Origin of the sequence: Inquilinus limosus, from assembly GCF_002195995.1 — a bacterium.
Classification (GTDB): domain Bacteria; phylum Pseudomonadota; class Alphaproteobacteria; order DSM-16000; family Inquilinaceae; genus Inquilinus; species Inquilinus limosus_C.
The window spans coordinates 45,832-58,745 of sequence record NZ_NHON01000023.1; the positions used below are offsets into that span (position 1 = coordinate 45,832).

Here is a 12,914-nt window from a genome sequence, read left to right on the forward strand (position 1 = left end):
CCCGTCATGGCGAGGAGCGAAGCGACGTGGCCATCCAGGGGCCGATGCGAGCGGCCCTGGATGGCCGCGCCCCTCCGGGGCTCGCCATGACGGGTTGATCTTGGTTCCGATCCCGCGCCGCCATCATGTCGCCAAGGGTTTGATTGACATTTGTCCGGTTAGGGTACGGAGTCTCGCTCCTATCGCTGCGCGCAGTCCCGTCGAGAACAGGCTTTGAGATCATGAATTTCCAACCCGGCCGAAGCGAGGAAAGCGCGGCCGTGGTCCCTGCGGCTCCCGGCCCGTCCCTGCGCGAGCGACGCATCGAGATCTCGGCGCAGATCCTGGCCGGCCTGGCCCTGCTTGGCACCCTCTGGTTCGGGCTGCTCGCGGCGCTGCTCGCCGGGCTCTTGATCCACGAGCTGGTGCATGTGGTGGCGCCCGCGTTCCGGCGCTTCGGCTTCCTGCCGAATATCGGCCGCATCATCGCCCTCGGCCTGCTGACGGCGGTGATCAGCCTGGCCCTGGTCTTCGGCGCGATCGAGCTGATCTCGTTCCTCACCGACCGGCCGCAGGGCCTGGTCGCGGTGATGCGGAAGATGGCCGAGGCGGTGGAGCAGGCCAGCCAGCAGCTGCCGCCCTGGATCGTCGCCTATATCCCGAACAGCGGCCAGGACCTCGACACCATGATTGCGCAGTCGCTGCGCGACCATGCGCGGGACCTGCTGCGGATCACCACCGATGTCGGCCGCATCCTGGTCCACATCATCATCGGGCTGGTGATCGGCGGCATGATCGCCATCGCCGACCTGACCGAGAAGCCAGGGCGCGGCCCGCTGGCCCGGGCGCTGGGGGAGCGGGCGCGGCTGCTGGCCCTGTCCTTCCGCCGCGTCGTCTTCGCCCAGGTGCGGATCTCCGCCTTCAACACGGTGCTGACCGCGATCTACCTGGTCGGCGTCCTGCCGGCCTTCGGCATCCACCTGCCGCTGACCAAGACCATGATCGTGGTCACCTTCGTGGTCGGGCTGCTGCCGGTGATCGGCAACCTGATCTCGAACACCGTGATCGTGGTGATCAGCCTCAGCCTGTCGGTCTATGTCGCCGCGGCGTCGCTGGCCTTCCTGATCATCATCCACAAGCTGGAATACTTCATCAACGCCAAGATCGTCGGCACCCAGATCCATGCCCGGGCCTGGGAGATCCTGATCGCCATGCTGCTGATGGAAGCGGCGTTCGGCGTGCCGGGGGTGATCGCGGCCCCGGTGTTCTACGCCTATCTGAAGGCCGAGCTGGGGCGCAGCAAGCTGATCTGACGCTGACGATCAGACCCGTCTCCCTCGCGAAGAACCGTCATTGCGAGGAGGCGAAGCCGACGAAGCAATCCAGGGGCCGGTTCGCATCGGCCCCTGGATTGCTTCGCTGCGCTCGCAATGACGGTGTTGGGAGCGGTGTTCGGCCTGAGAGACCGTTTGGAAATGCGCTGGCGTGAGTCGGCTGGCGGCGGTTTCGAGAACCGGAGCGCAGCGCACGTTTGGTGCGTGAGCACCGGAAGCGGAGAAACCGCCGTCAGACGGCCGCGCCAGTAGCATTTACAGACGGTCTCTTACATCGGCGGCACCAGCCCGTCCTTGCCGACCTGGACGGCGTGCGAGACCAGCGACCCGTCATCGGCCTTGACCGCGCTGACGATGACATGGGCGCCCTTGACCAGCTGGCTGCGATTGCCGGGCTCATAGGTGATCACCGGCACGTCGGGCGGCACCACCAGCTTGGTCTCGACGCCCTGGTAGCGCATCGTCACCACCCGCCCGTCGGTGCCGGTGACGTCGCCGGCGGTGGCGTTGGTCATGGTGCTGCCCGGCTTCAGGTCGAAGGGGTGCTGGCCCTCGCCGACGCCGCGCATGCTCTCCGGGAACACCTGCACCTCCAGCGCCTGCAGGCTGCCATCCGCCTGCGGCATGGCGGCGCTGCCGATATAGGTGCCGGGCTTGATGTCGTGGATGTCGGCCGGGGCGATGGTCCGCACCTGGGCGTCGTCGGCCATGGTGACGGTCGCGGTGGTGCCGCCGCGGGCGGCGATGGTCATCACCGGCCCGTCCATCGCCTCGATGGTGCCGCGGATGCGCTGCTGGGGCTGGCTCTGGGCCATGGCCGGCAGGGCCGACAGGATCCCGAACAGGGCCAGGCCCGCAATCGCGCTGCGCTTCATGATGCTGTCCTCGCTGGAGCGTCGACGTCCCCCCGACACCCGTACGGCCCGACCGCGCCGGCGGTTACATGAATTCTGTCCGCGACCGATGTCGGGAACGGTGCGTCAGGACGGCGGGGCGGCCTTCCATTCCCGCCGCGCCAGCGCCACCAGCAGCGCGTCGTCGACGCCGTCGGCCGCCGGCAGGCCCTCGGCGCGGCGGAAGGCCTCGGCCGCCGCCTGGACCACGCCGTCCCCGGTGCCGCCGCCCGCGGCGGCATAGCCGAGCGCGGCCAGCAGGCGCAGCGCCGCCGCGGCCTTGGCCGCGGGCGACCGGGCACCGAGCAGCATGGCCGCGTATTTCGGCGTGTCGTCCCCGTCGGTCAGGGCGCGGGCGAACCAGATCACCGCCTCGGTCTCGTCGCGGGCGATACCGCGGCCGGTCTCATAGGCGATGCCCAGCTCGTTCTGCGCCTCGGCGTCGCCCTTGTCGGCGGCGATGCGGAACCAGCGCAGCGCCTGGCCGTCATCCTGGATCACGCCGCGCCCGGCCTGGAAGCACCGGCCGAGGCTGCGGGCGGCCTCGGCATTGCCCTTGTCGGCGGCGAGGCGATACAGGCGGATGGCCTTGAGATCGCTTCGCGCCACGCCGCGGCCCTGCTCGTACATCCGGCCGAGGTGCAACTGCGAATAGGCGTAGCCCCGCTCGGCCGAACGGCGGTACCAGCGTGCCGCCTCGGCATCGTCATCGGGCACGCCGCGGCCGCGCTCATACATCCAGCCGAGATTGGCCTCGGCGCGGGCGAAGTCCTGGTCGGCGGCCAGGCGGTACCAGCGCACCGCCTCCGCATCGTCGCGGGCCACGCCCTGGCCGTCGCGGTAGAGGTCGCCGAGATCGGTCTGCGCCCGCGCCAGGCCCTGGTCGGCGGCCAGGCGATAGAGGCGGGCCGCCTCGGCATCGTCATCGGGCACGCCGCGGCCGCGTTCATACATCCAGGCGAGATTGGCCTGGGCCCGGGCCAGGCCCTGGTCGGCAGCCAGGCGATACCAGCGCACCGCCTCCGCATCGTCGCGGGCCACGCCCTGGCCGTCGCGGTAGAGGTCGCCCAGATTGGTCTGCGCCCGCGCCAGGCCCTGATCCGCGGCCAGGCGGTAGAGGCGGGCGGCCTCGGCGTCGTCCTTGGCCACGCCGCGGCCGCTCTCATACAGCCAGCCGAGATTGCTCTGGGCATGCAGGTAGCCCTGGTCCGCGGCCAGGCGGTACCAGCGCGCGGCCTCGGCATCATCCGCGGGCACGCCCTGGCCGAGCTCGTACAGGATGCCGATGTTGTTCTGCGCCTCGGCATAATCCTGCTTGGCGGCCAGGCGGTACCAGCGCATCGCCTTGGCGTCGTTCTCCGGCACGCCGCGCCCGGAATCATAGAGGCCGCCGAGCTCGGTCTCGGCCCGGGCGTAGTCCTGCGCCGCCGCCAGGCGGTACCAGCGCACCGCCTCGGCCGTGTCCTGGGGAACGCCGTGGCCGGCGTCGTACATGAAGGCCAGGTTGGTCTGCGCCCGGGCCAGCCCCTGGTCGGCGGCGAGGCGGTAGAGGCGCACGGCCTCGGCCTCGTCCTCCGCCGTGCCGCGGCCGACCTCGGTCATCCAGCCGAGATTGGTCTGGGCCTCGGCATTGCCCTGCTCGGCGGCCAGGCGGTACAGGCGCACGGCCTCGGCGTCGTCCTGCGGCACGCCGTGGCCGAAATAGTACAGCGACCCCAGCAGGCGCCGGCCGACGGCGGATCCGGCATCGGCCGCGCGACCGTACCAATACGCCGCGGCGGCATAGTCCTGGCCGGCGCCCCGGCCATTCTCCAGCATGTAGCCGAGGCTGGTCTGGGCCGGGATGTAGCCCTGCTCGGCGGCCAGACGGTACAGCCGGACCGCCGCGGCCTCGCTGCGCCCGACGCCGCGCCCGTCCTGGTACATGTAGCCCAGATAGGTCTGGCCGCGATCATCGCCCTGGGCCGCCGCCAGGCGGTACCAGCGCACCGCCTCGGCATCGTCGCGGGCGACCCCGATTCCGTCCCGGTACATGTCGCCGAGATAGGCCTGGCCGCGGGCGCTGCCCTGCTCGGCGGCCCGGCGGTACCAGCGGGCGGCTTCGGCCGGGTCCCGGTCGACGCCGTCACCGGCCTCGGTGCGATAGCCGAGCCGGATCTGCGCCTCGGCATCCCCGGATTCGGCGGTCAGCCGCAGCGCCCGCAAAGCCGCCTCGGGCCCCGCCTCGCGGATCGCCAGGATATCGTCGGAACGGTCAGGTGCCGCCGGAATGAAGGACGGCGGAGAGGCCAGGGCCGCCGGCGAGGCCAGAACGATCCCCAGCATGAAATGACGGATGCGCATCTGAAATGACGGTGCGAGAAATTCCCCCTGATCACACCATCCTCATCGAAACCGGTCCCGCTGTCGATGGCCGATCGCGGCGGGGCCGGGCGGCGCCGCGTTCGCAGCTTGGTTCGCGTCGCGACCCCGATCCACGTGCTGCCCCTTTCGCGGGGATGACAGGTGAGGGTGAAAAATCTCGCAGGCGGGAAGGGGCGCGCAGCCTCCTCCCCTTATCCCCTCCCGGAAGGGAAGGGGAGTGTGGAAAGTTGGGCAGGCGGGTGCATTCGGAGGTTGGGTTCGCGGCAAGCGAACCCAACCCTGCTCTCCACCCCAAGCCGTCATGGCGAGGAGGCGAAGCCGACGTGGCCATCCAGAGATCGAGCCGCTGGATGGCCACGGCGCTGCGCGCCTCGCCATGACGGCTTATGGTTTGGGCTGTTGATCCTTCAACTGCTGTCCGGTCCCGCCGGACTCGGCGGGGGCCGGCTGCCGACGGGCGCATCCGAAGGACGGAACCAGCCCTGCGCGGGTGCGTGTCCGGCGGTCTCCGTCCCGGCCTTCCCGGGCACCTCCATGGTCCCGGCGACGGCCGCGGCGATCGCGGCCCGGTCGGGCGGGATGCCGAGGGCGCGGCACAGGCTGCGGATCAGGTCTTCGATCGGCAGGGCCCTGTCGGCCCCGTCGCGGCCGTCGGCATGGTCGCCGGCCAGCCGGTCCCAGAGATCGGCGGTCAGCCGTTCGCGCGTGTCGGGATCGGCGGTCGCGGCCGCGATGGCGCCGGTGACGCCCTGGGCGACGCGGCGGCGGCGGTCGGCCGCCCGGGCCACCTGGTCGTCCCGGTCCTGGTCGGCGGCGCGCCGGGCCTCCTGCTGCTGGCGCAGCTTGGCCCTCAGGGCAATGGCGCGGCGGATGCCGAGGAAGAGGCGGCTGAAACGGGTTTCGGCCTTGCAGGCACGATCGAGGTCGTCGGCCTGCAGGGCGGCGAGGGCCTCGGCCTGGAACGCCCGGGCCATCGCCGCGCTGAGCTCGATCAGGCCGGACAGGATCGCGTCATCGTCCGGACCCGGCGGGGCGGCGAGCACAATCTCGGTCCTGGTGTCGGCATCGGCCATTGCAGAATGAGAACATAATAGGAACATTAAGTCAAGAAAATACGGCCCCAGCCATGGCGAAGGCGAAGCCGACGACTCCATCCGGGGACCGGTGCGCACCGGCCCCCCGGAGCCTCGGGTCAAGCCCGAGGATGACAGGAGGGAGGAAGGGCGAGTGGCCCTCCTCCTACGCTTTCCTCTCCGGCGCGCTCTCCGCCCAGCGGGCCATCAGGGTGTTGGAGGGCAGGCCCTCATCGACCAGCTTCTTGGCCGTCTCGACCCCGGCCACCGGCAGGCCCTCGGGGTCCAGCAGGCCGATCTGCACCAGCACCGACGCCTGGTCCCAGTAGATGTGCTCGTTGTACAGCCGGTCGCCGCGGAAGCGGACGATCGCGACCAGCGGGATCTCGACATATCGGCCGGTCGGCGGGATGCCGGGCAGCATCCAGTCGATCTCGACGTCGTGGGTGAAGCAGAACAGCATCTCGTCGACCAGCCGGTCGACCCCGACGGTGCGGCTGATCGGGACCAGCTTCGTATCGGCCGGCGTCTTCGGGATGAAATGGTTGGCGTAGAAGCGGTACAGGTCGTCCTGGCCGACGCCGCCGGTCATGGTCGGGATGTGGTTCACATAGGGCTCGGCCACCATGGTCTTCATGGTGGCGCGGGCGTCGCGGGTGGCGAATTCCAGCTCGGTGTGCCGCTCCCACAGCGCCGGCAGGTCGTATTTCGGTCCCAGCGCGGCGCGGAACACGGCCAGGCTGCGGGAATGGGCCATCAGCGAGGCCGGCTTGTCGTAGGCCGCCCGGGCCGGCACGTTGAAGCCGTGCTCGGCGCCCGGATAGACGAAGAGCTGGACGTCGTCGCGGCCGGCGAAGGCGTCGGCGATCGCCTCGCGCACCGGCGGCGGCAGGTGGCGGTCCTTCTCCGGAATGTGGAAGACCATCGGGCAGCGGATCGCCCCGGCCTCGCCCAGCAGCGGCCCCATCCCGGTGCCGTAGTAGCTGACCGCGGCGTCGACATGGTGGCGCGCGGCGGTCAGATAGGCCAGGCGCCCGCCCAGGCAGAAGCCCAGCGCGCCGATCTTGCCGCGGCATTCCGGCAGCCGGCGCAGCGCTCCTAAAGCAGCGCCGCAATCGGCGACCGCACGGTCGATATCCAGGCGGCCCAGCAGCTCGCGGGCGCGGGCCACGTCGGTCTCGACATAGCCCAGGTCGACCTTCGGCTCCAGCCGCCAGAACAGGTCCGGCGCCAGCACGACATAGCCTTCCTCGGCATACAGGTCGGCCACGGCGCGGAGATGGGCGTTGACGCCGAAGATCTCCTGCAGCAGCAGGAGGCCGGGGCCGCTGCCGCTCTCCGGCACCGCCAGATAGCCCTGGAACCGGCCGCCGTCATCGGCCGGGATGTCGATCCACCTGCTGGTCATGGCCCTGGTCTCCGCTGGCTCCGGAAGCGGCCGGGCGCCCTTCTGGAAGGCCGTGGCATCGGGGGCTGCGCCGTCCGCGGTTATACTTTAAACTTAAAGCAGATCGGGCGGCCAAGGCCCGTGTGCAGGATTGACGCAGAATGATCGATGCCGAGACCGCGGTCGCCGACCGGCCCAAGGACCACCGCGTCGAGCTGCGGCTGTGGCTGCGGCTTCTGACCTGCACCACGATGATCGAGCGCGAGGTGCGGCGCCGCCTGGCCGAGAGCTTCGACACCACCCTGCCGCGCTTCGACCTGATGGCGCAGCTGTACAAGATGCGCCAGGGCCTGACCCTGGGCGAGCTCAGCCAGCGGCTGATGGTCTCGAACGGCAACATGACCGGGCTGGTCGAGCGGCTGGTCGAGAACGGGCTGGTGGCGCGCGAGCAGTCGCGGGCAGACCGGCGCAAGCACGTCATCCGGCTGACGGAGGAGGGTGAGCGCCAGTTCGCCGCCATGGCCGCGGCGCATGGCGACTGGGTGGCCGAGATGACGGCGGGCCTCGAGACCGGTGAGATCGAGCGGCTGATGGAGCTGCTCGGCCGCACCAAGACCTCGGTCGCTGATGCGACGAGGCCACGGGGGCGGAGCCGGGCGGAATAGGAAGGCGTTGAGTTGTTGCCTCTCCCGCTTGCGGGAGAGGTCGGAGACGCGAAGCGGCTCCGGGTGAGGGGAGTTCGTCGAGGCCTGGACCAGCCCTCACCCGGTCGTCCTGCGGACGCCCGACCTCTCCCGCCAGGCGGGAGAGGCAACGCAAAGACAACTCGAAATCCAACTGCCTCTTCTGATCGCGCTGGAGCGATCTATTCTCGGACCGTCTGCCCTCAGGCGGCGCGCGCCACCCGCGGTGCCACCACCAGGTTGACCAGCACCGCCACCACGATGTTGGCGGCCAGCGCCAGCAGCCCGGCATAGACCGTGACCGTGCTGCCGCCGATGCTCAGCGCGTGCAGCGGCTTCAGCCCGTCGGACCAGACGACGAAGCTGCCGCCGAAGAAGCCGACGGCCCAGCCGGCGAACAGCGCCGGGGCCCGGAACCAGCCGACATACAGGCCGCACACCAGCGCCGGCAGGGTCTGCAGGATCCAGACGCCGCCGAGCAATTGCAGGTCCAGCGCGAACTGGGTCGGCAGGAACACGATCACCAGCAGCGCGCCGACCTTGACCACCAGCGAGGTGACCTTGGCCACCTGCGCCTCCCCGGCATGGCTCACGTCCGGGTCGACATAGGCCTTCCAGAAGTTGCGGGTGAACAGGTTGGCGGCGCCGATGCTCATCACCGCCGCCGGCACCAGGGCGCCGATGGCGATGGCGGCGAAGGCGAAGCCGGCGAACCAGCTCGGGAACAGCGTCTGGAACAGGGCCGGCACCACGTCGTTCGGGCTGGCGACCTGCAGATGCGCGGCATGGCCCATATAGCCGAGCAGGGCCAGCAGGCCGAGCAGCAGAGTATAGGCCGGCAGCAGCGCCGCGTTCTTGCGGATGGTGTTGGCGCTGGCCGAGGCGAAGATGCCGGTCAGGGTATGCGGATACATGAAGGCGGCGAGGGCCGAGCCCAGCGCCAGCGTGGCATAGGCCACCATCTGGCTGTCGCCGAGCAGCAGGCCGCCCGCGCCCTTGGCCTTGAAGGCGTCGTCGGCGGCCTGGAACACGGCGCCGTAGCCGCCCAGCTCCCACGGGATCAGTGCCACCGCGGCCAGCACCGCGATGTAGATCATGATGTCTTTGACGAAGGCGATCAGCGCCGGCGCCCGCAGGCCCGCGGAGTAGGTGTAGAGCGCCAGGATGACGAAGGCGATCGCCAGCGGCAGCTCGCCGGTCAGGCCCAGCGCCTTGATCACCGCGGCCATGCCGACCAGCTGCAGCGCGATATAGGGCATGACGGCGAGGACGCCGGTGATGGCCACCGCCAGCTCCAGCCCGCGCGAGCCGTACTGGCCGAACACCACGTCGCCGGCGGTGACGTAGCCGTGCTCCTTGGCCCGCTTCCACAGCTTCGGCATCACCAGGAAGACGAAGGGGTAGACGATGATGGTGTAGGGCAGGGCGAAGAAGCCGTAGGCGCCGACGGCATAGACCAGCGCCGGCACCGCGATCACGGTGTAGGCGGTGTAGAAGTCGCCGCCGACCAGGAACCAGGTGACCCAGGTGCCGAACTTGCGGCCGCCCAGCCCCCATTCATCGATATGGGCCAGCGTCTCGCCCCGCTTCCAGCGGGCGGCCATGAAGCCCATGACGGTGACCAGGATGAAGAAGAAGGCGAAGACGCAAAGGGCGACGACGTCGAGCTCAGTCGTCATGGCGCACGCTCCGATAGGCGATCCAGATGATCAGCGCGGTCAGCGGCACCCAGGCGAACTGGTACCAGTAGAAGAACGGGAAGCCCAGGATCTCCGGCTCCCGCGCATTGTAGAACGGCACCCACAGGAGCCCGATATAGGGCAGGAGCAGCAGCCACAGGATCGGCCGCCGTGAACGCTCTGGCATGGCAATTCCCTTCCATCGCGGGCCGTTCTCCCGGCCCGAGTCTCCGTCGGCGTCCCCGGGCAGGTTTAGCAGGAATGAACGCGGGGCGGTAAAGTCGCGGATGGGGCCGCCTCAGGACTTCAGCCGGTATCCGGTCCTGAAGATCCAGGCGACGATGGCGAGGCACACCGCCAGGAAGGCCAAGGTCATGCCCAGGCTGACGGCGACGTTGACGTCGGCGACGCCGTAGAAGCTCCAGCGGAAGCCGCTGATCAGGTAGACCACGGGGTTGAACAGCGCCACGGTCTGCCAGAAGGGCGGCAGCATGGTGATCGAATAGAAGCTGCCGCCCAGGAAGGTCAGCGGTGTGATGATCAACAGCGGGATCACCTGCAGCTTCTCGAACCCGTCGGCCCAGATGCCGATGATGAAGCCGAACAGGCTGAAGGTGACGGCGGTCAGCAGCAGGAACACCACCATCCAGAAGGGGTGCACCACCTGCAGCGGCACGAACAGCCCGGCCGTGGCCAGGATGATGATTCCGAGGACGATCGACTTGGTGGCCGCCGCCCCGACATAGGCGACGACGATCTCGAGATAGGAGACCGGGGCCGACAGCAGCTCGTAGATCGTGCCGATGAATTTCGGGAAGTAGATGCCGATCGAGGCGTTGGAGATGCTCTGCGTCAGCAGCGACAGCATGATCAGCCCGGGCACGATGAAGGCGCCGTAGCTGACGCCGTGGATCTGCTCGATGCGCGAGCCCAGGGCCGAGCCGAAGACGACGAAGTACAGCGAGGTCGAGATCACCGGCGACAGGATGCTCTGCATCAGGGTGCGGCCGGTGCGCGCCATCTCTGCCATGTAGATCGCGCGGATCGCGTAGAGGTTCATGACCGTTCGCTCACCAGCTTGACGAAGATCTCCTCCAGCGAGCTCTGGCTGGTGCGGAGATCCTTGAACCGGATGCCGGCATCGGACAGGGATTGCAGCACGGCGGTGATGCCGGTGCGCTCGCCCTGGGTGTCGTAGGTGTAGACCAGCTCGGTGCCGTCGGCCGACAGCGCCAGGTGGTGCGCGGCCAGCGCCTCGGGCAGGCTCTGCAGCGGCGCCTGCAGCTGCAACGTCAGCTGCTTCCTGCCCAGCTTGTGCATCAGCTCGGCCTTGTCCTCGACCAGGATGATCTCGCCCTTGCGGATCACCCCGATCCGGTCGGCCATCTCCTCGGCCTCGTCGATATAGTGGGTGGTCAGGATGATGGTGACGCCCTGGTCCCTCAGGGCGCGGACCAGCCGCCACATGTCCTGCCGCAGCTCGACATCGACGCCGGCGGTGGGCTCGTCCAGGAACAGGATGTCCGGCTCATGCGCCAGCGCCTTGGCGATCAGCACCCGGCGCTTCATCCCGCCGGACAGCGTCATGATCTTGCTGTCCTTCTTCTCCCACAGCGACAGGTCGCGCAGGACGCGCTCGATATGGGCGGGGTTGGCCGGCTTGCCGAACAGGCCGCGGCTGAAGGCGCAGGTGGCCTGGACCGTGGTGAAGGTGTCGGTGGTCAGCTCCTGCGGCACCAGCCCGATGCGCGACCGGGCGGCGCGGTAGTCGGACCCGATGTCGTGGCCGTCCACGGTGACCGACCCGCCGCTGGCACGGACGATGCCGCAGACGATGTTGATCAGCGTGGTCTTGCCGGCGCCGTTGGGGCCGAGCAGGGCGAAGATCTCGCCGCGCCGGATCTCCAGGTCGACGCTCTTCAGCGCCTGGAAGCCGGAGGCATAGGTCTTCGAGAGGTTCGAGACGGTGATGATCGGCGGCATGGCGGCGACCATAGCCGAAGCCGGGGGTGATTCGATGCGGCTTCGTGCGACGGTCGACATCATCGGGAATTTCCATATTCTCGGTGGCCTGTTCGCCGATCAGCGAGGGGAGCGCGATGGCCGGCCGGAAGACAGCCGCGACGAAAACAGGCACGGCGAAGGCGGCCAAGCCGGCCGCCACCGATCGGAAGGCCGGCGAGCCGGTCCTGCTGTCCGGCGGCAACCCGCAGATCGCCAAGGGCCATGGCGACGGGCCGGTGCAGGCCTATATCGCGGCCATGCCGGGCTGGAAGAGCGAGGTCGGGCGCCGCCTCGACGCGCTGGTCGAGCGCGCCGTCCCCGGCGTGCGCAAGGCGGTCAAATGGAACTCGCCGCTCTACGGGATGGAGGAGCAGACCTGGTTTCTCGGCATCCATTGCTTCGCCAGATACATCAAGCTGGCTTTCTTCAACGGCGCATCGCTGGACCCGCTGCCGCCCGTCGCCTCGAAGCAGCAGCGCGTGCGCTACTTTCATATCCATGAGGGCGACGCGCTGGACGAAACCCGGCTCGCCGACTGGATGCGGCAGGCCAGCCGGCTGCCCGGCGAGCGGATGTGAGCGGGGCCGCGAGCCGGGGCCAGGATCCGGCGCTGCTGCGCCGCCTGCTGCGCGCCAAGGACCGGATGGACGCCGCCTCGCATGAGGACTGGCCGGTGCCGCGGCTGGCGCGGGTCAGCGGCGTCTCCGAGGCGCATTTCGCCCGGTCGTTCAAGGAGGCCTTCGGCGTCCCGCCGCACCGCTACCTGCTGACGCGGCGGATCGAGCGGGCCAAGGCGCTGCTGCGCGACACCGACCTGCCGGTCACCGAGATCGCGTTCGAGACCGGCTGGAACAGCCTGGGCACCTTCGGCCGCACCTTCCGCGACGTCACCGGCGAGAGCCCGGGCGAGCTGCGGGCGCGCGAGAAGGCGGTGCTGCACCGGCTCGACCGGGTGCCGCCCTGCTTCCTCAGCGCCGCCCACCGGCCGGACCTCACAATCGCAGTTTCGGAGAAGCGGCGGCAGGAGGCCGACGATAGGGTGCCCGCGTCCCAGCAAACGGAGGTCCCATGAGCCAGGGTGTCGGGGTGGTCGGCCTGTATGTCCGCGATCAGGACGAGGCCCTCGAATTCTATGTCGGGAAGCTCGGATTCCGCGTCCACACCGATGTGCGGAACGGCGATTATCGCTGGCTCACGGTGCAGCATCCGGACCAGCCGTCCTTCCAGCTCGGCCTGTTCACGCCGCAGGCGCCGATGGTCGACGCGGCCACCGCGCAGACCCTGCGCGAGGCGGTGGCGAAAGGCGCCATGCCGCCTTTGGTGCTGGATGTCGACGACTGCCGCGCCGCCCATGACCGGATGCGCGCCCGCGGCGTGGAGTTCACGCAGGAGCCGATCGAGCGCTATGGTGCGGTCGACGCCAGCTTCCGTGATCCGTCGGGGAACGGGTGGAAGATGATCCAGCCGCGACGGGACGCGTGATGGAGGCCGGCGTCGGGCGACATTCGAGCGACGGGC

General features: G+C 69.5%; 13 protein-coding genes. 5 read left to right on the top strand and 8 right to left on the bottom strand.

Annotated features, from left to right (window positions below; genetic code table 11):
- The first annotated feature begins 260 nt into the window (after positions 1 to 260).
- A complete protein-coding gene (locus BWR60_RS14275) occupies positions 261 to 1,292 on the top strand; it encodes an AI-2E family transporter (RefSeq protein ID WP_218823491.1) in 1,032 nt (343 codons plus the stop codon).
- A 290-nt stretch (positions 1,293 to 1,582) separates the two neighbouring features.
- Here the strand turns inward: BWR60_RS14275 and BWR60_RS14280 are convergent, their stop codons facing one another.
- From BWR60_RS14280 to BWR60_RS14295, 4 genes are all read right to left on the bottom strand, one after another.
- Positions 1,583 to 2,188 (bottom strand): DUF5666 domain-containing protein, encoded by a 606-nt coding sequence (locus BWR60_RS14280; RefSeq protein WP_088151697.1) that lies wholly within the window; start codon positions 2,186 to 2,188, stop codon positions 1,583 to 1,585.
- Positions 2,189 to 2,293: 105 nt separating this feature from the next.
- Entirely contained in the window at positions 2,294 to 4,531 is a 2,238-nt protein-coding gene (locus BWR60_RS14285; protein WP_179221771.1) for a tetratricopeptide repeat protein, read from the bottom strand.
- A gap of 446 nt (positions 4,532 to 4,977) precedes the next feature.
- Entirely contained in the window at positions 4,978 to 5,613 is a 636-nt protein-coding gene (locus BWR60_RS14290; RefSeq protein ID WP_144445620.1) for a hypothetical protein, read from the bottom strand.
- Between the two features lie 196 nt (positions 5,614 to 5,809).
- Entirely contained in the window at positions 5,810 to 7,051 is a 1,242-nt protein-coding gene (locus BWR60_RS14295; RefSeq protein ID WP_088151700.1) for a dienelactone hydrolase family protein, read from the bottom strand.
- A 140-nt stretch (positions 7,052 to 7,191) separates the two neighbouring features.
- Between BWR60_RS14295 and BWR60_RS14300 the strand changes: the two genes are divergently transcribed.
- A complete protein-coding gene (locus tag BWR60_RS14300) occupies positions 7,192 to 7,695 on the top strand; it encodes a MarR family winged helix-turn-helix transcriptional regulator (RefSeq protein WP_088151701.1) in 504 nt (167 codons plus the stop codon).
- Positions 7,696 to 7,916: 221 nt separating this feature from the next.
- Here the strand turns inward: BWR60_RS14300 and mctP are convergent, their stop codons facing one another.
- From mctP to BWR60_RS14320, 4 genes are all read right to left on the bottom strand, one after another.
- Positions 7,917 to 9,392, bottom strand: a complete 1,476-nt coding sequence (mctP, locus tag BWR60_RS14305; protein ID WP_088151702.1) for a monocarboxylate uptake permease MctP — start codon at positions 9,390 to 9,392, stop codon at positions 7,917 to 7,919.
- Entirely contained in the window at positions 9,382 to 9,579 is a 198-nt protein-coding gene (locus BWR60_RS14310) for a DUF3311 domain-containing protein (protein ID WP_034839302.1), read from the bottom strand. Before BWR60_RS14310 ends, mctP begins: the two co-directional genes overlap by 11 nt.
- Before the next feature lie 111 nt (positions 9,580 to 9,690).
- Entirely contained in the window at positions 9,691 to 10,452 is a 762-nt protein-coding gene (locus BWR60_RS14315) for an ABC transporter permease (protein ID WP_088151703.1), read from the bottom strand.
- Positions 10,449 to 11,375, bottom strand: coding sequence for an ABC transporter ATP-binding protein (locus BWR60_RS14320; RefSeq protein ID WP_088151729.1), 927 nt, complete (start codon positions 11,373 to 11,375; stop codon positions 10,449 to 10,451). Before BWR60_RS14320 ends, BWR60_RS14315 begins: the two co-directional genes overlap by 4 nt.
- A gap of 116 nt (positions 11,376 to 11,491) precedes the next feature.
- On the opposite strand from BWR60_RS14320, the gene BWR60_RS14325 reads away from it, so the two are divergent.
- The 3 genes from BWR60_RS14325 to BWR60_RS14335 are packed head-to-tail and all read left to right on the top strand — an operon-like array spanning position 11,492 to position 12,878.
- The gene (locus tag BWR60_RS14325; RefSeq protein WP_088151704.1) at positions 11,492 to 11,974 is read left to right on the top strand and encodes a DUF1801 domain-containing protein; all 483 of its coding nucleotides are present in this window, start codon (positions 11,492 to 11,494) and stop codon (positions 11,972 to 11,974) included.
- Positions 11,971 to 12,468, top strand: a complete 498-nt coding sequence (locus BWR60_RS14330) for a helix-turn-helix transcriptional regulator (RefSeq protein WP_218823492.1) — start codon at positions 11,971 to 11,973, stop codon at positions 12,466 to 12,468. The genes BWR60_RS14325 and BWR60_RS14330 overlap by 4 nt, the downstream gene beginning before the upstream one ends.
- A complete protein-coding gene (locus BWR60_RS14335; RefSeq protein WP_034839319.1) occupies positions 12,465 to 12,878 on the top strand; it encodes a VOC family protein in 414 nt (137 codons plus the stop codon). Before BWR60_RS14330 ends, BWR60_RS14335 begins: the two co-directional genes overlap by 4 nt.
- Positions 12,879 to 12,914: the final 36 nt, after the last annotated feature.

Coding starts and splice junctions, on each gene's coding strand:
- BWR60_RS14280 (WP_088151697.1), bottom strand. CDS start 2,188: ATGAAGCGCAGCGCGATTGCGGGCCTGGCCCTGTTCGGGATCCTGTCG.
- BWR60_RS14285 (WP_179221771.1), bottom strand. CDS start 4,531: ATGCTGGGGATCGTTCTGGCCTCGCCGGCGGCCCTGGCCTCTCCGCCG.
- BWR60_RS14295 (WP_088151700.1), bottom strand. CDS start 7,051: ATGACCAGCAGGTGGATCGACATCCCGGCCGATGACGGCGGCCGGTTC.
- BWR60_RS14300 (WP_088151701.1), top strand. CDS start 7,192: ATGATCGATGCCGAGACCGCGGTCGCCGACCGGCCCAAGGACCACCGC.
- mctP (WP_088151702.1), bottom strand. CDS start 9,392: ATGACGACTGAGCTCGACGTCGTCGCCCTTTGCGTCTTCGCCTTCTTC.
- BWR60_RS14310 (WP_034839302.1), bottom strand. CDS start 9,579: ATGCCAGAGCGTTCACGGCGGCCGATCCTGTGGCTGCTGCTCCTGCCC.
- BWR60_RS14315 (WP_088151703.1), bottom strand. CDS start 10,452: ATGAACCTCTACGCGATCCGCGCGATCTACATGGCAGAGATGGCGCGC.
- BWR60_RS14320 (WP_088151729.1), bottom strand. CDS start 11,375: ATGCCGCCGATCATCACCGTCTCGAACCTCTCGAAGACCTATGCCTCC.
- BWR60_RS14325 (WP_088151704.1), top strand. CDS start 11,492: ATGGCCGGCCGGAAGACAGCCGCGACGAAAACAGGCACGGCGAAGGCG.
- BWR60_RS14335 (WP_034839319.1), top strand. CDS start 12,465: ATGAGCCAGGGTGTCGGGGTGGTCGGCCTGTATGTCCGCGATCAGGAC.